We start from the raw sequence: 17,586 nt of genomic DNA, 5'->3' as shown, positions 1-17,586 counted from the left end.
GTCGGGGGCGGTGGGTGCCGCCCGGGGGTGCGGGGTGCTCCGGTTCTTAGCCTCGCACGGCGGCGAGGCGGTGGGCCGCAATCGCCCGGCGCGCGTAGCGGCGCGCGTACCGGCGGGTGGTCGCGATCTCGGGCTCGCGGGCGGCCGGCTCCCGGTAGGGGATCAGCGCGCGGTCGGCGGGGCCGGAGGGGACGGTAGCGGGGTGGAGGGAGGTGCTGAGGAAGACGTTCATGGTGCCCACATCCCTTCGATGCGGTGCGGTCAGCTGTCGCTGTCGCCGTTGCGCAGGGTGCCGAGGTCGGACTTGAGGGTGTTCACCGGGATCGCGAAGCCGAGGCCGACGCTGCCGGCCTGGCCGGTGGCGGAGGAGGCGGCGGAGTACATGGCCGAGTTGATGCCGATGATCTCGCCGCTCATGTTGATCAGGGCACCACCGGAGTTGCCGGGGTTGAGGGAGGCGTCGGTCTGGATCGCCTTGTACGTGGTCGTGGACGGGCCGACGTCGCCGTTGTACTGGCCGCCGCCGAACTCGAACGGCCACCGGCCGGTCCCGCCGCCGGGCCGCTGCCCCTGGCCCTCGCCGGTGGAGACGGTGACGTCGCGGTCGACCGCGGAGACGATGCCGCTGGTGACGGTGCCGGTCAGGCCCTCGGGTGAGCCGATGGCGACGACCTGGTCGCCGACCGCGACCCGGCTGGAGTCGCCGAGCGAGGCGACGGTGAGGCCGCTCACGCCCTCGGCCTTCACCAGCGCGAGGTCCTTGCCGCTGTCGGTGCCGACGACGCTGCCGGTGACCGTCTTGCCGGAACTGAAGGTCACCTTGACCGAGTCGGCCCCGGAGACGACGTGGTTGTTGGTGACGATCTCACCGTCGCCGGTGACGACCACCCCGGAACCCGTCGACTCCCCGGCGGCCGAGGTCGCGCTGATCTCCACGATGCTCGGGCTGACGGCGGCGGCCACGGCCGAGACACCGGTGCTGCCCGAGCTGCTGGTGCCGATCACCTTCGTCGAGGTGCCCGCCGTGGAGGCCGGGGTGGTCGCCCGTCCCACGAGGGCGGCCGTGCCGCCGCCGATCAGCGCGGACACCAGCGCCACGGAGGCGACCAGGGCCACGGGACGGCGGTTCCGGCGCTGCGACGGCGCCTGGGGCTGCGGCTGCGCGGCGTAGGGCGCGGGGTGCCCGTACGTCAGCAGCGGCTCGTAGGGCGGCCGGGGCGGGTACCCGCCGGCGCCGGAGGACTGCTGCGGCTGCTGCGGGTCGTGGGCGTCGTTGCGACGGGTGCTCTCGTTCATGCCTATGACTGTTCTCGCTGAACATGAGAGCCGCCTGAGTGTGACCTGAGAAGCGGGGCAGAGTTCCGTATGCCCGATATAAGGAACGAAGCCGCAGGTCAGGGCCTACGCTTACACAGCCCGTAGACGGGCCGCCGACCGGGGCGGGGGCGGGCCCGCCGCGGCCGGCGCCGTGGTCAGTGGCAGCCGCAGCTGCGCCGTACGACCAGCCGGGACGGGAACTGCCGCAGCCGCTCGCGCCGCGAGCCGTTCACCCGCAGCCCGTCGTCCAGCACCAGGTCGACCGCCGCGCGGGCCATCGCCTCGCGGTCCGAGGCCACCGTCGTCAGCGGCGGGTCGGTGAGCGCCGCCTCCTTGACGTCGTCGAACCCGGCCACGGCCAGCTCGCCCGGCACGTCGATCCGCAGTTCGCGGGCAGCCCGGAGCAGGCCGATGGCCTGGTCGTCGGTGGCGCAGACGATGGCCGTCGGCCGGTCGGGCCGGGACAGCAGCTCCAGGCCGACCTCATAGGCGTCGTAGCGGTTGTACGAGGACGAGAACAGGCGGCCGTCGACGGGGATGCCCGCCTCCTGCATCGCCCGCCGCCAGCCCTCGATGTGGTCGGTGACCGGGTCGCCGTGCTTCGGGGTGATCTCGGTGCCGCCGAGGCAGGCCACATACGCGTGGCCGTGCTCCAGCAGGTGCCGGGTGGCGAGCTGGGCGCCGCCGACGTCGTCCGTCACGACCGCGACGTCGTCGATCGCCTCCGGGCGCCGGTGCATCAGCACGACGCGTGCGTCCCAGGCGTCGATCTCCGTCGCGGCGTGCTCGCTGAGGCCCTGGCTGATCAGGATCAGCCCGGAGACCCGCATGCCGAGGAAGGCCCGCAGGTAGTGCACCTCGCGCTCGTCGAGGTAGTCCGAGTTGCCGACCAGCACCATCTTGCCGCGCTCGGCGGCCGCCCTTTCGACGGCGTGCGCCATCTCCGCGAAGAACGGCTGCCGGGCGTCCGGCACGATCAGCCCTATGAGGTCGGTGCGGCGGCTCGCCATCGCCTGGGCCACCCGGTCGGGGCGGTAGCCCAGCTGTTTGATCGCCGCGAGCACGCGCTCGCGGGTGGCCGGTGCGACCGGCCGGGGTCCGTTGTTGATGACGTAGCTGACGACCGCGGTCGAGGTCCCCGCAAGCCTGGCCACATCGTCACGCGTCACCTTTGCCACGGGCCGAGTCTACGCGGGTACACCCGCGCGTCCCACCGTCTGTCCACAGGCGTGACCACCGCGTGATCACGCGTTCCCGGAGGCGGTCACGGCCGCCCCCTGCGCGGGTTCCTGCCCGGTCCGCGCGGGCGCCGTCTCCTCCGCCGCCCGCTCGCCCTTCTCCGGGGTGACGAAGCGGTAGCCGACATTGCGGACGGTGCCGATCAGGGACTCGTGCTCGGGCCCGAGCTTGGCGCGCAGCCGCCGTACGTGGACGTCCACGGTGCGGGTGCCGCCGAAGTAGTCGTAGCCCCAGACCTCCTGGAGGAGCTGGGCGCGGGTGAAGACCCGGCCCGGGTGCTGCGCCAGGTACTTCAGCAGCTCGAACTCCTTGAAGGTCAGGTCCAGGACCCTGCCCTTGAGCTTCGCGCTGTACGTGGCCTCGTCCACCGACAGGTCGCCGTTGCGGATCTCCATCGGGCTGTCGTCGACGCCGATCTGCTGCCGGCCCATCGCCAGCCGCAGCCGCGCCTCGACCTCGGCGGGCCCCGCCGTGTCCAGCAGGACGTCGTCGATGCCCCAGTCCGCGGTGACGGCCGCCAGCCCGCCCTCGGTGACCACCAGGACCAGCGGGCAGCCGGGCCCGGTGGAGCGCAGCAGCTGGCACAGCGAGCGGACCTGCGGCAGCTCGCGGCGGCCGTCGACGAGGATCACGTCGGCGCCGGGCGTGTCCACCAGCGCGGGGCCCTCGGCCGGGGCCACCCGTACGTTGTGCAGCAGCAGCCCGAGCGCCGGGAGCACCTCGGTGGACGGCTGCAGCGCGTTGGTCAGGAGGAGGAGTGAGCTCACCGGCCGCTCCCGTCGTCCACCGTCCGGTCATGCGTGTTCCGCTTGCCCATAGCGACCCTCCTCGGTCCTGCGAGGACGTGTGCGTGCGCCGACGTGTGCGCTCCGGTGCCCCGGAAAGCACGAAAGGACCCGGGGGCGACGCTGCCCGGATCCTCTTGACCAAAGAGAATAGCCCACATGGAGTCCGTGAGTGAGTCCGCCGCCGTGCGGTCGAGTGTCCCGTCGATCCTCTCCGGGGGGCTGCGGGCCGTCCTGACGGCCGAGGACCGGGTGCCGATCGACGCCGCGTACCTGCCCGGGACGACGCCCGGGGGGCTCGCGATCGTGGTGGCGCACGGCTTCACCGGCGCCCTGGAGCGGCCGGCCGTGGTCCGGGCGGCGGAGACCTTCGCCGGGGTGGACGGCGTCGGTGGCGTGGTGACCTTCTCCTTCCGCGGGCACGGCCGCTCGGGCGGGCGCTCCACGGTCGGCGACCGCGAGGTCCTGGACCTGGACGCCGCGGTGCGCTGGGCACGGCGGCTCGGTCACCCCGCGGTGGCCTCGGTGGGCTTCTCCATGGGCGGTTCCGTCGTCCTGCGGCACGCGGGGCGCAAACCGGCGCACAAGGGGGCGCACGTTGACGCCGTCGTCTCCGTGAGCGCGCCCGCGCGCTGGTATTACCGCGGTACGGCACCGATGCGCCGGGTGCACTGGGCGATCACCCAGCCCGTGGGACGACTGGTCTCCCGGGGGCTGCTGCACACGCGCATCCACGACAGGGACTGGGACCCCGTGCCCGTGCCGCCCGTCGAGGCGGTGCGATCCATCGCGCCCACACCCCTGCTCGTCGTGCACGGCGACCGCGACGGCTACTTCCCGCTCGACCACCCGCTCTCCCTGGCCGAGGCCGCGGGCGGCGCCGCCGAACTGTGGATCGAGCCCGGGTTCGGCCACGCCGAGAACGCCGCGGCGCCCGACCTCCTGCGCCGCATCGCCGTGTGGACGGCCGCCCGCACCCGCCCCGCCGTCCCGCCCGCCTGACCCCGCCGGCCCGCCCGCCGCCCGCACGGACCGGGCCCGGCCGCCGTGCCCCGCCCGCGCTGCGCCATCATGGACCGCGGCAGGACCCGCACGGGCGAACGGAAGGACCGCTATGGCGGCACACGGAACCATCCGGTACTGGGCCGCGGCCAAGGCCGCCGCCGGCGCCGCGGAGGAGCCGTACCGGGAGGGCACCCTCGCCGAGGCGCTGGACGCGGCGCGCGAGCGCCACGCGTCCCGCCCCGAGTTCGCCCGCGTCCTGGCGAACTGTTCGTTCCTGGTCGACGGGAACCCCGTCGGCACCCGGGACCACGCCGGGGTCCGGTTGGCCGACGGCGGCACCGTCGAGGTGCTCCCGCCGTTCGCGGGAGGATGAGCACGTGACCGACAACCACGACTGGTACGACCGCGGCGCGGGCCCGATGCCCGCGCACGACACCACCGCCCTCCTCCCGCCCGTGGACGGCGCCCCGGAGCCGCCCCCCGGCGGCGGCCGCGCCGCCCGGCGCCGGCAGGCCTCCCGCACCGGCTCGCCGATCATCGCCCCCGGCATGCAGCCCGCCCTCGTCACGGCCGCCCTGGCGCTGCTGCTGGCCGGCGGAGCGCTGCTGGGCCGCCCCGCGCTCGCCGCCGCGGGCGTGCTGCTGCAGGCGGTCACCGCGGCCGGCTGGTTCCGGCTGAACGGCATGTGGCCGGCCCGGCAGGGCATCGTGCTGGCCTTCCTGGCGGGCGTCACCGCCGAGGTCGCCGTGCTGGCCGACGGGGTGGACAACGCCCCGGCGGTGATCATCGGCACCCTCGGCGTCTGGCTGCTGCTCGTCCTCGTCCTGCAGCTGCGCCACCGCGGCACCCCCGAGGAGCGGCTCTCCTCGCTGACCGCGACCTCCGCCTCGACGCTCATCACGATCCTGGCCACCGGGTTCCTGGCGACGACGGCCGACCCGCGCGGCACCGACGCCGTGGTGACCGCGGTGGTCGCGGTCGCCGTCGCGACGCTCGCCCGGGCGATCCCGCTGCCCGGCGTGGTCTCGGTCCTCGTCGCGCTCGCGGCCGCCACCGGCAGCGGCGTCGCCCTCGGGCAGCTGGAGACCTCCGACGCGGCGCCGGTCGCGCTCGTCGCCGGGATCTGCGCGCTGATCGGCCTGCGGGTGGCCAGCTACGACTTCCCGTCCCGGTTCGTGCACTTCACGGCGGGTGTGGCGCTGCCGCTGACCGCCGCGGCCCCGGCGGTCTACGTGACGGCCCGGGCACTGCTGGGCTGACACACCGACTAGGGTCGGTCCGAACACCGACTCGGGGGTTGTCGCATGCGCACTCTGAAGGTCCTGCTCGTCCTCTTCGTGCTCCTCGGCGGCCTGTTCGTCGCGGCGGACCGGATCGCCGTGCACTTCGCGGAGTCCGAGGCGGCGGACCGGGCGAAGACGACGCTGGGGCTGACCTCCCCGCCGGGGATCGACATCAAGGGCTTCCCGTTCCTCACGCAGGTGCTGGCCAAGAAGCTGGACGACGTCGAGGTGACGGCGGACGGCGTGCAGGCCGCCGGCACCGGGGGCGAGACGCTGCGCGTCGCCCGCTTCCGGGCCGACCTGCACGGGGTGAGCCTGGGCGACGGCTTCAGCAGCGCGGTCGCCGACACGGCCGAGGGCACCGCGCTGGTCAGTTACGAGGACCTGGCCAAGGCCGCCCCCAGCGGCGTGACGATCGGCTACGGTGGCACCTCGGCGAACGGCAAGGGCCAGGTCAAGATGGGGGTGGAGGTCTCCACCCCGGTCGGCACGATCAAGCGCAGCGTGGTGAGCGAGGTCGCCGTGGCCGGCAAGGGCAAGATCAAGCTGACCGCGGGCAAGATACCGGGACTGGACTCGCTGCCCCCGGTCGTGGAGGACCTGATCCGCGAGCGGATCGACTTCACCCGCGCGCTGACGGGCCTGCCGGAGGGCATCGAGCTCTCGTCGGTCACCGCGACCGCCGACGGCATCGACATCGCGGCGACCGGCAAGAAGGTCGTTCTCGCCCAGTGAGACGTCGGCGTCCGCTCCGCAGCCGACGCGGCGGCCGGCGGGCCCCGGGCCACCGGCCGGAGGTGCGGCACCCGATGTTCATCTCGAAGTACGGACAATCTCATCTCGGGATACGGACCGCCGGTGACACCGGCCGGTCCCCTTCCCTACGATCGAGGCCATGAAGCGACAGGCGGACCTCACGAAGCGGCGGGCAGTCGACCTGTGCCGTGTCGCCGCCATGCTCTGTCGCGTCCCCTAGGGGCCCCGCGCCGTCTCCCGGCGCCGCACTCCGCCCCACCCTTCCCCGCGCTCACGCCGTGGCGCGCCCGCGCAGCGCAGCCCGGCCCCCCTGCGCACCCGTCCGTGCGCCGTGACATTCCGCAACTGCCCCGGAGGAGACAGCAATGAGCCGCAGTGACGTCCTGGTGGACGCCGACTGGGTCCAGGCCCGGATCGACGACCCGAAGGTGGTCATCGTCGAGGTCGACGAGGACACGTCGGCGTACGACAAGAACCACATCAAGAACGCCGTCCGGATCGACTGGAAGCAGGACCTCCAGGACCCGGTGCGCCGTGACTTCGTCGACCAGGCCGGCTTCGAGAAGCTCCTGTCGGAGAAGGGCATCGCGAACGACGACACCGTCGTCCTCTACGGCGGCAACAACAACTGGTTCGCGTCCTACGCGTACTGGTACTTCAAGCTCTACGGCCACCAGGACGTCAAGCTCCTCGACGGCGGCCGCAAGAAGTGGGAGCTGGACTCCCGCGACCTGGTCGACGGCTCCGAGGTCCCGTCCCGCCCGGCCACCGAGTACAAGGCCAAGGCCCAGGACGTCTCGATCCGCGCCTTCCGCGACGACGTGATCGCCGCCATCGGCAGCCTCAACCTGGTCGACGTCCGCTCGCCCGACGAGTTCTCCGGCAAGCTGCTCGCCCCGGCCCACCTCCCCCAGGAGCAGTCCCAGCGCCCGGGCCACGTCCCGACCGCCCGGAACATCCCGTGGTCGAAGTCGGCCAACGACGACGGCACCTTCAAGTCGGACGACGAGCTGAAGGAGCTGTACGAGGGCGAGGGCGTGGACCTGGCGAAGGACACCATCGCCTACTGCCGCATCGGCGAGCGCTCCGCGCACAGCTGGTTCGTGCTGCACGAGCTGCTCGGCCAGCCCAACGTCAAGAACTACGACGGTTCCTGGACCGAGTACGGCTCCCTCGTCGGCGTGCCGATCGAGCTCGGCGCCGCGAAGTAAGCCCCGAGACCCGAGACCCCTACCCGGAGGAATCAGCACCATGTGTGGAGCGAAGGCCGGCGGCCCGGACCTGGCCGGCATCGACGTGGCGACCGAGACGATCATCCAGGGTTCCGTGACCCGCGACGGCGAGCCGGTGACCGGCTACGTCCGGCTGCTGGACGGCGGCGGCGAGTTCACGGCCGAGGTGCCGACCTCGGCGACCGGCCAGTTCCGCTTCTTCGCGGCCCCCGGGACGTGGACGCTGCGCGCCCTCGTGCCGGGCGCGACGGTGGACCGCGCCGTCGTCGCCCAGCAGGGCGACCTCACCGAGGTCGCCATCGCCGTCTGACCCACGGCAGCGCGTACGAAGAAGGGCCGCACATTCCCACCGGGCCACCGACTGGGAGTGCGGCCCTTCGGGTCGTACGGTGGAAGGGTGTCCACGAGGCGTCGTCGTCGCTGGTATTACGCCATGATGGGCAGTTGCGTCCTGCTCTTCGTCCTGGCGTGGAGTCTCGTGCGCCTGTGGTCGGTGCCGGTGGCGGTCGGGATGTGCGTGGTGGCCATGGTCATCCCGCCGATCGCCGCCGTGGTGGCCAACCGCAGGGGCCCGGACGAGCACTGGTGGGACGAGACCGGCGACGCGACCTCCGACGAGTGGTGGCGCGAGCTGGACCGCCGCGACGACCATCGCGACCAGCGCTGACGCCCCGGGGCGCCCACGCGCCCACCGCACCTGTTGCGCCCACGCCCGCCTTCTCGCGCACCCGGCCGGGGCGCGGCGGCTCAGTAGACGAGTGCCTGCGTACCGTCGGCCATGGCCTCGCTGACGAAGACCTGCGCACCGGCGATCCGGACGCCGTCGAGCACGTCCGCCTCCGTGATGTCGCGGCGCGCCGCGCACTGCGTGCACAGCGTGATCCGGCCCCCCGCAAGGATCCCCTCGATCAGCTCGGGCAGCGGCGCGGCGTGCGGCAGTTCGAACTCCGCGGCCCGTCCCGGCAGCGCGAACCACGAGGACTCACCGGTCAGCCAGAGGGACACCTCGACGCCGCTGGCGACCGCCACCGCCGCTACCGTGAACGCCTGGGAGCAGCGTTCGGGAGCGTCGGCACCTGCGGTTACCTTGATCACGAGCTTCTTCGCCATGGCTCATACCTTAGGGTGGCCGGTCTCACAGGAAAAACACTGGGAGCGTTTGCCGACGCTCGACAATAATGCGTTCGCCGCGTAGGCGCGATCAGCGCGCCTGCGGCGGATTTCTGCCCGGGGGGGGCTTGTGGACGCGCGTACTGAATCGCGTACCGGCGTCGTGATCGCCACGATTGCCGGACTTGTTGTGCTCGCGACATTGACTGCCGGGGCCGTCGTGGCGTTCGGCTCATCGTCCTCATCGCCGTCCGCGTCCGCGTTCCCGGCCGATACCGCGCCGAGCAGCGCGGATCCGGGAACCACAGGACCGGGGACGCCGTCGCCGACGGCCTCCCCGAGCCGGAGCGCGACGGCCTCGCCCTCGCCCGCCCACACCCTCAAGGGCACCGTGGCCGACGGCAGGCACAGCGGGGACCTGCGCTACTTCCTGCTGACCCCGCCGGCGGACGCCGAGGTCTACGGCGACGAGCAGGGCACCGAGCTGTCCCGCTCGGAGGTCGCGGACTCCGCGGACGTCAAGCGGGCCCTGGCCGCAGGCGGCTTCAAGGCCGCGGCCCAGCGGACCTACCTCACCGCTGACGGCGACTACGAGGTCTCCGCGCAGCTCGTCCGCTTCGCGAGCGCCGGCTCCGCCACGGCCTACTACGACGGCTTCTACTACGAGGGCACCCGGATCACGCTGCCGTCCTCGGGCACCCCCGGCAAGGCCTACCGGCTGTCGTCCTCCTCCGCGGAGAGCACCGGCTCGGTGATCGTCCTGTCCCACCAGGGCGACGTGCACATCACCCTCTCCGTCACCGGGGCGAAGACCCCCGGCAAGAACCTGCTCGCGCGGCTCCTCGACCAGCAGTACCGGCGCCTGAAGACCGGCCGCTGAGCCGAGCCGCACGGCACACCGAACGTACGGGCCGGCCCGCACGCCGGCCCCACCCACCCACGAACACGCCAGTGGAGAACCCCTTGTCCCAGGACACCCCCGTCCCGGAACAGGACGCACCTGTTCCGGACGGGCCCCCCGTCCGCCCGCCGCGCAGACGCGGCCGGACCACCCTGCTGATCGCCTGCGCGGCCGTCCTCGGCGTCCTCGCGGGCGCCGGCACGGGATACCAGATCCAGTACGACCGCCCCGAGACCCCGCTCCCGCCGCTGGCCCAGCACAAGCTCGTGCAGCCCAAGGGCGCCGCCCCCGCGGCGAAGCCGCTCACGGCCGCCGAGGACACGCTGGTCACCTCCGACGCGGACCTGCGCAAGCTGCTGCTGAAGCGGCCGAAGGGCGCCAAGGACCTGGACGGCCGGACCGGCAACGACCACTGGATGTCGCTGTACGAGTACGCGGACAGCTTCGACCAACCGGACCACATGTTCAGCGAGCTGAACAGCAACGACTTCCGGAGGGCCGCCGTCTCCGTGTGGCGGACGGGCGGTTACGCCACGACCACCACCACCGAGGTCCGCCTGATCCAGTTCCGTGACGAGAGCGGCACCTACACCGACGACATGCTCGACGGGCAGCAGAGCTACATGGCCGAGAAGAAGTACGCGGGCAACACCGGGTCCGCCATCCCAGGCGCCTTCGACGGCAGGGTGTGGGTCTACTCCAAGCCCTGGACGAAGGCGGGCTACCTGCCCCTGTACACGGCCCGCGCCCTGGCCCGGAAGGGCACGGTCATGATGGACATCTGGGTGAACTCGGAACGGCCGATCAAGAAGTCCACCATGATGTCCCTGGCCGAGCGGCAGTGGGAGCGGCTGTGAGCGACGAGAACACCCCTGTCCCCGTGGAGTCGCAGCCGGAGTCCCAGCCGGAGCCGCAGTCCGAGGGCCGTGCCGACGCGCCGGCGGCCCCGTCCGAAGCGCAGCCTGTGCCGCTCGCAGGGCCCGAGCCCGTGGACGGGAACACCGCGCCGGAGACCGTCCCCGTGCCCGTTCCTGTGCCCGAGTCCGCGTCCGAGTCCGCACCCGCACCCGCACCCGCACCCGCGCCCCGTCGCGGCCGTCGCGGCCTCGCGCTCGGCATCGCCGCCGCGCTGGTCGCCGTCGTCGCGGGCGGCGGCATCGGCTTCGCCGTGCTCCAGCACCAGAAGGACGACGGCAAGCAGGCGAGCCACCAGACCTGGAAGGCCCCCGAGCCGAAGAAGACCGGCGAGTACGGCACCCAGTCCGGCGGCAGCCACTACGGCACCCTCGGCAAGCTGCTGCTGCCCGTGCCCGACACCTACATGCCGGGCCCGGACGTCGGGGAGTTCGGCAACGACGCCGAGTTCACCGGCAAGGAGGCGGTGGCCGTGTTCGAGGGCGACCTCGCCGGACTGCCGAAGAAGCAGCGCGACCGGCTGCACAAGACCGTGGCGGGGCTCCACATCCAGGGCGTCGGCCTGCGGACGTACCGCGAGGCGATGGGCGCGGCCGTCTTCGAGACGCAGATCGTGCAGATGAAGAACAAGCGCGCGGCGCGCGCCGGAACCGAGTTCTTCACCGAGTTCACCAAGGCGCTCGGAGTGTTCAGGAACGGGCCGAGGATCGAGGGCCACGACAAGGCGCGCTGCGTACTGCCGCCGAAGAAGCCCGGCGCCGAGCTCGACACCATGATCTGCGAGGCGACCGAGGGTGACCTGACCATCCGCATGTCCGTCTCCGGCACCTCGCCGCTGGAGAAGGACGACGCCGCGGATCTGTTCAAGCAGCAGCTCGACCGCGTACAGGACCCGGGAGAGGCCGCATGAGCGAGCAGACCCAGAGAGACGACGTGAAGATCCCGGAGGCCGCGGAGCCCGTCGTGGCGCAGACCTCTGCCGAGGCCGCCCCGGAGGCCGTCGAGCCTGAGCGCGAGCCCGCGGACGGGGTGCCGGCCGAAGCCGCCCCGGAGGCCGTCGTGGCGGAGGCGGAGGCCGTGTCCCCCGACGCATCGCCGGCAGCCGAGCCCGAGCCCGTGCCCGCGGACGGGGTGCCGGCGGAGGCCGCCACCCCCGAAGGCGCCACCCCCGAAGCGGCCACCCCCGCAGCCGTCGTCCCCGTTCGGCGGAAGCCGCTGCGGGAGCGGCGTGTCCTGCGGGCCGCGCTGCGGTGGACGGCCGCCGTCGTGGTGTTCGCGGCCCTCGGCGGCGCCGCGGCGTACGCCGTCACGCAGCCCGAGCGGACCGAGATCCCGGGTCTGGAGACCCCGGACGACGGCCGCTGGACGTACCCCGCGCTGAAGCTGCCCAAGCTCCCCGCGGGGGAGCCCCGCGCGCTGGACACGGAGCAGAACCGGCCACGCCGTCATTACGCGGACGTCCGCACCCTGCTGCTCCCGGCCCCCGCCGGGGCCAAGGTCGACAAGGACTTCCCGGGCGCCACCGGGTGGCTGCCGACCGGCGACTTCCTGGAGCTCTACCCCAAGGGAGACCGCAAGAAGCTGGGCGCGGCCCTGGAGCAGAACACCCTCCGGCACATCGCCGCCCGCGCCTGGACCATGGGCGACGGCACCCGCGCCGAGGTCTACCTGCTGCAGTTCGCGACCGCGGGCTACTCGGGCGACGCCAAGGACACGTTCGTCGTGGACGGCACCCCCGCGCAGGCGGATTCGGCCGACTACGACAAGGAGTGGGAGTCGACCTGGCTCGACGACCCCGAGCTGCACCCCTCCCTCTTCGACGAGGACAAACCGCGCGGCGCCGAGCACGTCCGCTACGGCTACGTCCAGGCCGGCGACGTCCTGGCGGTGGTCGTCCTCTCCAAGGCCGGCACCCAGCCCGCCGTGCCGTTCCACCAGACCGTGCTGCTCCAGGCACAGCTGCTCGGCTGACCCGGGCCGTACACGGGCGACCGGGTGCGGGCGCGGCGCGTGGGGAGACCTCACGCGGCCGCGCCCGCACCCGCCCACTAGACTCGTAGCCGGCCCCACCGGGCCGCCGACCGTCCGCGCATGCCCGAGGAGCACGCTCGTGAGCCCCCTTGAGTTCTTCTTCGACACCCTGCTCGTCCTGGTCTGCCTGGGCGTCATCGCGTTCTCGGCTCTGGTCGTCAAGAAGCTCTACCAGGGACAGCGCTGAACATGATCGAGATCCCCTCCGACCTGCACCCCGACCTGGTCCCCCTCGCCTTCCTCCTGGGCACCTGGGAGGGCGCGGGCGTCTTCGACTTCCCGGGCGACGAGAAGTGCAACTTCGGCCAGGAAGTGATCTTCAGCCACGACGGGCGGTCGTTCCTGGAGTACACCTCCAAGACCTGGGTGCTGGACGCCGAGGGCAAGCCGGCGAAGCCGCTGGAGAGCGAGTCCGGCTTCTGGCGCGTCGACAAGGACCGCAAGGTCGAGGTCACCATGACCCGTGACGACGGCGTCATCGAGATCTGGTACGGCGAGCTCGCCGAGGCCAAGCCGCAGATCGACCTCGTCACCGACGCCGTGGCCCGGCTCGCCGACGCGCCCCCGTACAGCGGCGGCAAGCGCCTGTACGGCTACGTCAAGAGCGACCTGATGTGGGTCGGCGAGAAGGCCACCCCCGAGGTGCCGCTGCGCCCCTACATGTCGGCGCACCTGAAGAAGGTCGTCAACCCCAGCGAGTGGGCGAAGGACCTGGGGGACCTCCCGGACGACGGCATCGCCTTCTTCCGCTGAGACGTCCGGCCGGAAGGCCGCCGAGGGGGATCACGACGCCGTGATCCCCCTTTCCCTTGCCTAGACTGTCCTCGTGGTCACCACGGACTGGAAGAGCGACCTGAGGCAGCGCGGCTACCGACTGACGCCGCAGCGGCAGCTTGTCCTGGAGGCTGTGGACGAGCTGGAGCACGCCACTCCCGACGACATCCTGACCGAGGTGCGCAAGACCGCCTCCGGGATCAACATCTCCACGGTCTACCGCACCCTGGAGCTCCTGGAGGAGCTGGGCCTGGTCAGCCACGCCCACCTCGGGCACGGCGCCCCGACCTACCACCTCGCCGACCGCCACCACCACATGCACCTGGTGTGCCGGGACTGCGAGTCCGTCATCGAGGCCGACGTCTCCGTCGCCGAGCCGCTGACGGCCCGGCTGCGCGAGACGTACGGCTTCGAGACCGACATGAAGCACTTCGCGATCTTCGGCCGTTGCGCGGACTGCGCGGGGAAGCCCCGAACGCCTGAGGGTTCAAGTAACCGGACGTAGGGTGGTGGGCATGCAGCGCCAAACAACGACCAGTCCCCTGCTGTCGCTCCCCGGTGCCGTCCCCGCCGAGGGCCCGGACGAGGGAGTGGCCGCGCACTACGGAGACCTCTTCCGCGAACAGCGCGCGCTGGCGGGCGGCGACGGCTTCGTCGACCTCTCCCACCGGGGCGTCGTCACCGTCACCGGGCAGGACCGCCTCGCGTGGCTCCACCTGCTGCTGACCCAGCACGTCAGCGACCTCCCGCCGGGCCGGGCCACCGAGGCGCTCGTCCTCTCCGCCCACGGCCACATCGAGCACGCCCTCTACCTCGTCGACGACGGCACGACCACCTGGATGCACGTCGAGCCCGGCACGCAGGGCGAGCTCATCGCGTACCTGGAGAGCATGAAGTTCTTCTACCAGGTCGACGTCTCCGACCGGACCGGCGAGTACGCGGTCGTGCACCTGCCCGCGGGCAGCATCGCCACCGTCCCCGGGGACTGGCCGGTGCGCGAGGTCCCGTACGGCCGCGAGGTGTTCGTGCCGCGCGGCGAACTTCAGGACCTGCCGCGGCAGGTCGGCGCCCCGGTAGGCGTGCTGGCCCTGGAGGCGCTGCGGATCGAGGCGCACCGCCCGCGGGTCGGCCTGGAGACCGACCACCGCACCATCCCGCACGAGCTGGGCTGGCTGGACACCGCCGTCCACCTCGACAAGGGCTGCTACCGCGGTCAGGAGACCGTCGCGCGGGTGCACAACCTCGGCCGGCCGCCGCGCCGCCTGGTCTTCCTCCACCTCGACGGCAGCGAGGTCAAGCTGCCCGGCCACGGCGCGCCCGTACGGCTCGCCGCGGACGGGCCCGACGGCCGCCCGGTCGGCACCGTCACTTCCTCCGCCCGGCACTGGGAGCTGGGGCCGATCGCCCTCGCCGTGATCAAGCGCAACACCCCGGTGGACGCGACGCTGCTCGCGGACGGGACGGCGGCGAGCCAGGAGACGGTCGTCGCGCCGTGAGGTGAGGGGCGCGCCGTGAGGGGCCGGCCCTGAGGGCCCCGCCTCACATCTCCAGGACGACCGTGAACGGGCCGTCGTTCGTGAGCGAGACCTTCATCTCCGCTCCGAACCGGCCCGTCTCCACATGGGCGCCCAGCGACCGCAGTTGCGCCACCACCTCGTCCACCAGCGGCTCGGCGACCGGGCCGGGCGCCGCCGCGTTCCACGTGGGGCGGCGCCCCTTGCGGGCGTCACCGTAGAGGGTGAACTGGGAGATCACGAGCAGCGGCGCGGCGATGTCCGAGCACGACTTCTCCCCGGGCAGGATGCGCAGCCCCCACAGCTTCCGGGCCAGTTGGGCCGCCTTCTCTGCGGTGTCGTCGTGCGTCACCCCCACCAGCACGCACAGACCGGGACCCGCGATCTCGCCGACCGTCTCGCCGTCCACCACGACACTCGCTTCGCTCACCCGCTGGGCCACCGCACGCATGCCGCCATTGTCCCGGCCCGGCGGGGGCGCGCGGCACCCGGGCCGTACGCCCGCTTGGACTCACGCACAACTGTCCGGAGCCGCCGTTCGGGTGCAGGTGCCTGCGCGACGCAGCTACTCGGTGGCACGATCGAAGTCTGCCCGACGTGGGGGACGAGGGGACGGACAGCGATGAAGCACAGCATCACGACCGGCACGGCGGAAGGCGATCGCATGCTCAAGGCACCGGGCCCGCGCTCCCCCCTCACCGCCGGCACCCCCCAGCCCGACCTCGCCGCCCTGACCCTCGACGGGCTGCGCACCGCGCGCCGCGAGGCCCAGCTGGAGGAGGCCGACCTCTCCTACCTGCGGCGGCTCCTGCAGGGCCGGATCGACATCCTCCGCGCCGAAGTCGCCCGGCGCACCGCCCCGGACGCGCCCGTGCTCGACCGGCTCTCCGAGATCCTCACCGACACCCCGTCCCGGCACCGCTCCTCCGCCCGCCACGTCACCCTGGGCACCCCGCACAGCGAGCGCTACCGGCAGCTCGCCGAGGAGATGCTCGCCGAGGTCCAGCTCTCCGACCTCGAGGCCCGCACCGACCAGGAACTCCACGACGCGATGGGCCGGCTGGTCCGCCACGAGCAGCAGGTCTCGCGCTGCCGGCAGTCCCTGCAGCGGACGGTGGACGGCTGCAGCACCGAGATCGCCCGCCGCTACCGCGAGGGCGAGGCCCGGGTCGACGACCTGCTGGCGGGCGACTGACGGCAGCGTGGCGAAAACCGGATGCGGCCGGGGCCGGGGTCCGCCTACCGTGCGGGACATGAGCCTTGAGGTCCGTACGATCGGCGAGTCCGACTTCCCCGGCTGGCTGCGCGCCGTCAACACCGGTTTCCACCGGCCGCCGTCGGTGACCGAGGAGGAGATCGCGCTCCGCCGCTCCCAGACGGACCTCGACCGCACCCAGGGCGCCTTCGACGAGGGCCGCTGCGTGGCCACCTTCCGCAGCATGCCCCGCGAACTGACGGTGCCCGGCGGCGCGGTGCTGCCCGCCTCGGCGATCACCAACGTCTCCGTCACCGCCACGCACCGCCGCCGCGGCCTGGCCTCCCGCATGATGGCCGCCGAACTCGACGCCTCCGTGCGCCGTGGCGAGCCTGTCGCGATCCTCGTCGCCGCCGAGTACCGGATCTACGGCCGCTTCGGCTTCGGCCCCGCCGCCGGGATCACCGAGTGGGAGGTCGACACCGCCCGCGCCGGCCGCCCCCAGGGGCCGCCGACCGAGAGCGGCCGCGTCGACCTGTCGGACCCGTCCGAGGTCCTCAAGCTCGGACCGCAGCTCCACGACCGGGTGCGGCTGCGCCACCCCGGCGCGATCAACCGCACCGAGCGCAACTGGGAGTACGCCACCGGGACGGTGGTCAACCCCTCCTTCCCCTGGAAGGAACCGATCTTCGTCCTGTACCGCGACGCCTCCGGGCGGGTGGACGGCCTGGCCGCGTACACGGCCGAGGACACCTGGCACGGGATGTTCCCGAAGGTCCCGGTCACCGTGCGGGAGTTGATCGCCGCGACCCCCGAGGCCGAGCGCGCCCTGTGGCGTTACCTGCTCGCCGTCGACTGGGTCGCCACCGTCCGCACCGGCTTCCGCGGCCAGGACGACGTCCTGCCGCTGCTGCTGGACGACCCGCGCGCCGCCCACGTCCACTCCACCAGCGACTTCCTGTGGCTGCGGCTGCTGGACGTGCCCCGGGCGCTGTCCGCCCGTACGTACGCGGCCCCGGGCTCGGTCGTCCTCGACGTCGCCGACCCGGACGGGTACGCCGCCGGCCGCTTCCGCCTCGAAGCCGCCGCCGACGGCACCGCCACCGCCGGGGCGGCCCCCTCCGCCGCCCCGGACGTGTCCCTCAGCGCGGCCGCCCTCGCCTCCCTCTACCTCGGCGAGGAGTCCGCGGCCCGCCTGACCGTCACGGGCGCCGTCACGGAGTCCCGCCCGGGCGGCGCGGCCCGCGTCGACGCGCTGTTCCGTACGGCACGCAGGCCCTGGCCGATCGACACGTTCTAGCGGCGGCTAGCGGTGTCCGTACGACACCAGCACCAGCAGGACGAGCACCCCGCCGACGCACATCGCATAACTGGAACGCGCCCTGTGCCCGGCGACCACCAGCAGCACGCCCAGCCCCATCAACGGCCCGTACTGCCACGCCAGGTACTGCTCCAGCAGCGCCGCCGTCAGTTGACCCCACAGCATGACCCACCCCCTTCCCAGGTGGCCGACCGAAAGGCGCGGGCCC

24 protein-coding genes are annotated in these 17,586 nt (G+C 72.9%); 17 read left to right on the top strand and 7 right to left on the bottom strand.

Annotated elements, in window-relative coordinates:
• Positions 1-46 precede the first annotated feature (46 nt).
• The 4 genes from ACFZAU_RS28710 to ACFZAU_RS28695 all read right to left on the bottom strand — a co-directional run bounded on the left by ACFZAU_RS28710 (position 47) and on the right by ACFZAU_RS28695 (position 3,323).
• Positions 47-232, bottom strand: coding sequence for a hypothetical protein (locus ACFZAU_RS28710; protein WP_089227694.1), 186 nt, complete (start codon positions 230-232; stop codon positions 47-49).
• Positions 233-261: 29 nt separating this feature from the next.
• Positions 262-1,296: a S1C family serine protease gene (locus ACFZAU_RS28705; RefSeq protein ID WP_500554519.1), complete on the bottom strand. Its 1,035-nt coding sequence runs from the start codon at positions 1,294-1,296 to the stop codon at positions 262-264.
• A gap of 176 nt (positions 1,297-1,472) precedes the next feature.
• Entirely contained in the window at positions 1,473-2,495 is a 1,023-nt protein-coding gene (locus ACFZAU_RS28700) for a LacI family DNA-binding transcriptional regulator (RefSeq protein WP_500463693.1), read from the bottom strand.
• 66 nt (positions 2,496-2,561) lie between these two features.
• Positions 2,562-3,323: a response regulator transcription factor gene (locus ACFZAU_RS28695; protein WP_500554518.1), complete on the bottom strand. Its 762-nt coding sequence runs from the start codon at positions 3,321-3,323 to the stop codon at positions 2,562-2,564.
• A 177-nt stretch (positions 3,324-3,500) separates the two neighbouring features.
• Here ACFZAU_RS28695 and ACFZAU_RS28690 point away from each other — a divergent pair, with 177 nt between their 5' ends.
• The 8 genes from ACFZAU_RS28690 to ACFZAU_RS28655 all read left to right on the top strand — a co-directional run bounded on the left by ACFZAU_RS28690 (position 3,501) and on the right by ACFZAU_RS28655 (position 8,284).
• Positions 3,501-4,343, top strand: coding sequence for an alpha/beta hydrolase (locus ACFZAU_RS28690; protein ID WP_500554517.1), 843 nt, complete (start codon positions 3,501-3,503; stop codon positions 4,341-4,343).
• A gap of 112 nt (positions 4,344-4,455) precedes the next feature.
• The gene (locus ACFZAU_RS28685; protein WP_018559654.1) at positions 4,456-4,719 is read left to right on the top strand and encodes a MoaD/ThiS family protein; all 264 of its coding nucleotides are present in this window, start codon (positions 4,456-4,458) and stop codon (positions 4,717-4,719) included.
• Positions 4,720-4,723: 4 nt separating this feature from the next.
• The gene (locus tag ACFZAU_RS28680) at positions 4,724-5,605 is read left to right on the top strand and encodes a hypothetical protein (protein WP_500554516.1); all 882 of its coding nucleotides are present in this window, start codon (positions 4,724-4,726) and stop codon (positions 5,603-5,605) included.
• A gap of 45 nt (positions 5,606-5,650) precedes the next feature.
• A complete protein-coding gene (locus ACFZAU_RS28675; protein ID WP_500554515.1) occupies positions 5,651-6,364 on the top strand; it encodes an LmeA family phospholipid-binding protein in 714 nt (237 codons plus the stop codon).
• 160 nt (positions 6,365-6,524) lie between these two features.
• Positions 6,525-6,605 (top strand): putative leader peptide, encoded by an 81-nt coding sequence (locus ACFZAU_RS28670; RefSeq protein WP_354797803.1) that lies wholly within the window; start codon positions 6,525-6,527, stop codon positions 6,603-6,605.
• 145 nt (positions 6,606-6,750) lie between these two features.
• Entirely contained in the window at positions 6,751-7,596 is an 846-nt protein-coding gene (locus ACFZAU_RS28665; protein ID WP_500554514.1) for a sulfurtransferase, read from the top strand.
• A gap of 40 nt (positions 7,597-7,636) precedes the next feature.
• Positions 7,637-7,927, top strand: coding sequence for a DUF1416 domain-containing protein (locus ACFZAU_RS28660; RefSeq protein WP_499608943.1), 291 nt, complete (start codon positions 7,637-7,639; stop codon positions 7,925-7,927).
• An 87-nt stretch (positions 7,928-8,014) separates the two neighbouring features.
• Complete coding sequence (locus ACFZAU_RS28655; RefSeq protein ID WP_500554513.1) at positions 8,015-8,284, top strand: DUF3099 domain-containing protein; 270 nt, start codon at positions 8,015-8,017, stop codon at positions 8,282-8,284.
• An 80-nt stretch (positions 8,285-8,364) separates the two neighbouring features.
• Here the strand turns inward: ACFZAU_RS28655 and ACFZAU_RS28650 are convergent, their stop codons facing one another.
• Positions 8,365-8,727: a DsrE family protein gene (locus ACFZAU_RS28650; RefSeq protein ID WP_500554512.1), complete on the bottom strand. Its 363-nt coding sequence runs from the start codon at positions 8,725-8,727 to the stop codon at positions 8,365-8,367.
• Between the two features lie 391 nt (positions 8,728-9,118).
• Here ACFZAU_RS28650 and ACFZAU_RS28645 point away from each other — a divergent pair, with 391 nt between their 5' ends.
• From ACFZAU_RS28645 to ygfZ, 7 genes are all read left to right on the top strand, one after another.
• Entirely contained in the window at positions 9,119-9,607 is a 489-nt protein-coding gene (locus ACFZAU_RS28645; protein ID WP_500554511.1) for a hypothetical protein, read from the top strand.
• Between the two features lie 83 nt (positions 9,608-9,690).
• The gene (locus tag ACFZAU_RS28640) at positions 9,691-10,485 is read left to right on the top strand and encodes a hypothetical protein (protein ID WP_500554510.1); all 795 of its coding nucleotides are present in this window, start codon (positions 9,691-9,693) and stop codon (positions 10,483-10,485) included.
• Complete coding sequence (locus ACFZAU_RS28635) at positions 10,482-11,453, top strand: hypothetical protein (RefSeq protein WP_500554509.1); 972 nt, start codon at positions 10,482-10,484, stop codon at positions 11,451-11,453. Before ACFZAU_RS28640 ends, ACFZAU_RS28635 begins: the two co-directional genes overlap by 4 nt.
• Positions 11,450-12,514, top strand: a complete 1,065-nt coding sequence (locus ACFZAU_RS28630; protein ID WP_500554508.1) for a hypothetical protein — start codon at positions 11,450-11,452, stop codon at positions 12,512-12,514. Before ACFZAU_RS28635 ends, ACFZAU_RS28630 begins: the two co-directional genes overlap by 4 nt.
• Positions 12,515-12,763: 249 nt before the next feature.
• Positions 12,764-13,327, top strand: a complete 564-nt coding sequence (locus ACFZAU_RS28625) for a heme-binding beta-barrel domain-containing protein (protein WP_499608956.1) — start codon at positions 12,764-12,766, stop codon at positions 13,325-13,327.
• Positions 13,328-13,400: 73 nt separating this feature from the next.
• Positions 13,401-13,853, top strand: a complete 453-nt coding sequence (locus ACFZAU_RS28620) for a Fur family transcriptional regulator (protein ID WP_500463702.1) — start codon at positions 13,401-13,403, stop codon at positions 13,851-13,853.
• 10 nt (positions 13,854-13,863) lie between these two features.
• Positions 13,864-14,844, top strand: coding sequence for a CAF17-like 4Fe-4S cluster assembly/insertion protein YgfZ (gene ygfZ / locus ACFZAU_RS28615; protein ID WP_500554507.1), 981 nt, complete (start codon positions 13,864-13,866; stop codon positions 14,842-14,844).
• 43 nt (positions 14,845-14,887) lie between these two features.
• On the opposite strand, the gene dtd is transcribed toward ygfZ, so the two are convergent.
• Positions 14,888-15,313: a D-aminoacyl-tRNA deacylase gene (gene dtd, locus ACFZAU_RS28610; RefSeq protein ID WP_499608962.1), complete on the bottom strand. Its 426-nt coding sequence runs from the start codon at positions 15,311-15,313 to the stop codon at positions 14,888-14,890.
• Positions 15,314-15,526: 213 nt separating this feature from the next.
• Here dtd and ACFZAU_RS28605 point away from each other — a divergent pair, with 213 nt between their 5' ends.
• Entirely contained in the window at positions 15,527-16,057 is a 531-nt protein-coding gene (locus tag ACFZAU_RS28605; protein WP_500554540.1) for an RsiG family protein, read from the top strand.
• Positions 16,058-16,115: 58 nt separating this feature from the next.
• On the top strand, positions 16,116-17,357 hold the full coding sequence (locus ACFZAU_RS28600; protein ID WP_500554506.1) for a GNAT family N-acetyltransferase: 1,242 nt from the start codon (positions 16,116-16,118) through the stop codon (positions 17,355-17,357).
• A gap of 6 nt (positions 17,358-17,363) precedes the next feature.
• On the opposite strand, the gene ACFZAU_RS28595 is transcribed toward ACFZAU_RS28600, so the two are convergent.
• Positions 17,364-17,543, bottom strand: a complete 180-nt coding sequence (locus tag ACFZAU_RS28595) for a hypothetical protein (protein ID WP_500554505.1) — start codon at positions 17,541-17,543, stop codon at positions 17,364-17,366.
• Between the last annotated feature and the right edge of the window lie 43 nt (positions 17,544-17,586).

Source organism: Streptomyces sp. NPDC008238 (genome assembly GCF_042956445.1).
In the GTDB taxonomy this organism is placed as follows: Bacteria; Actinomycetota; Actinomycetes; order Streptomycetales; family Streptomycetaceae; genus Actinacidiphila.
This window is presented reverse-complemented; position numbering and strand designations above follow the sequence as displayed.

Excerpts from the sequence above, each read along its gene's own strand:
- ACFZAU_RS28710 (WP_089227694.1), bottom strand. The coding sequence starts at position 232 with ATGAACGTCTTCCTCAGCACCTCCCTCCACCCCGCTACCGTCCCCTCC.
- ACFZAU_RS28705 (WP_500554519.1), bottom strand. The coding sequence starts at position 1,296 with ATGAACGAGAGCACCCGTCGCAACGACGCCCACGACCCGCAGCAGCCG.
- ACFZAU_RS28690 (WP_500554517.1), top strand. The coding sequence starts at position 3,501 with ATGGAGTCCGTGAGTGAGTCCGCCGCCGTGCGGTCGAGTGTCCCGTCG.
- ACFZAU_RS28685 (WP_018559654.1), top strand. The coding sequence starts at position 4,456 with ATGGCGGCACACGGAACCATCCGGTACTGGGCCGCGGCCAAGGCCGCC.
- ACFZAU_RS28675 (WP_500554515.1), top strand. The coding sequence starts at position 5,651 with ATGCGCACTCTGAAGGTCCTGCTCGTCCTCTTCGTGCTCCTCGGCGGC.
- ACFZAU_RS28670 (WP_354797803.1), top strand. The coding sequence starts at position 6,525 with ATGAAGCGACAGGCGGACCTCACGAAGCGGCGGGCAGTCGACCTGTGC.
- ACFZAU_RS28665 (WP_500554514.1), top strand. The coding sequence starts at position 6,751 with ATGAGCCGCAGTGACGTCCTGGTGGACGCCGACTGGGTCCAGGCCCGG.
- ACFZAU_RS28660 (WP_499608943.1), top strand. The coding sequence starts at position 7,637 with ATGTGTGGAGCGAAGGCCGGCGGCCCGGACCTGGCCGGCATCGACGTG.
- ACFZAU_RS28650 (WP_500554512.1), bottom strand. The coding sequence starts at position 8,727 with ATGGCGAAGAAGCTCGTGATCAAGGTAACCGCAGGTGCCGACGCTCCC.
- ACFZAU_RS28630 (WP_500554508.1), top strand. The coding sequence starts at position 11,450 with ATGAGCGAGCAGACCCAGAGAGACGACGTGAAGATCCCGGAGGCCGCG.
- ACFZAU_RS28625 (WP_499608956.1), top strand. The coding sequence starts at position 12,764 with ATGATCGAGATCCCCTCCGACCTGCACCCCGACCTGGTCCCCCTCGCC.
- ygfZ (WP_500554507.1), top strand. The coding sequence starts at position 13,864 with ATGCAGCGCCAAACAACGACCAGTCCCCTGCTGTCGCTCCCCGGTGCC.
- dtd (WP_499608962.1), bottom strand. The coding sequence starts at position 15,313 with ATGCGTGCGGTGGCCCAGCGGGTGAGCGAAGCGAGTGTCGTGGTGGAC.
- ACFZAU_RS28605 (WP_500554540.1), top strand. The coding sequence starts at position 15,527 with ATGCTCAAGGCACCGGGCCCGCGCTCCCCCCTCACCGCCGGCACCCCC.
- ACFZAU_RS28600 (WP_500554506.1), top strand. The coding sequence starts at position 16,116 with ATGAGCCTTGAGGTCCGTACGATCGGCGAGTCCGACTTCCCCGGCTGG.
- ACFZAU_RS28595 (WP_500554505.1), bottom strand. The coding sequence starts at position 17,543 with ATGCTGTGGGGTCAACTGACGGCGGCGCTGCTGGAGCAGTACCTGGCG.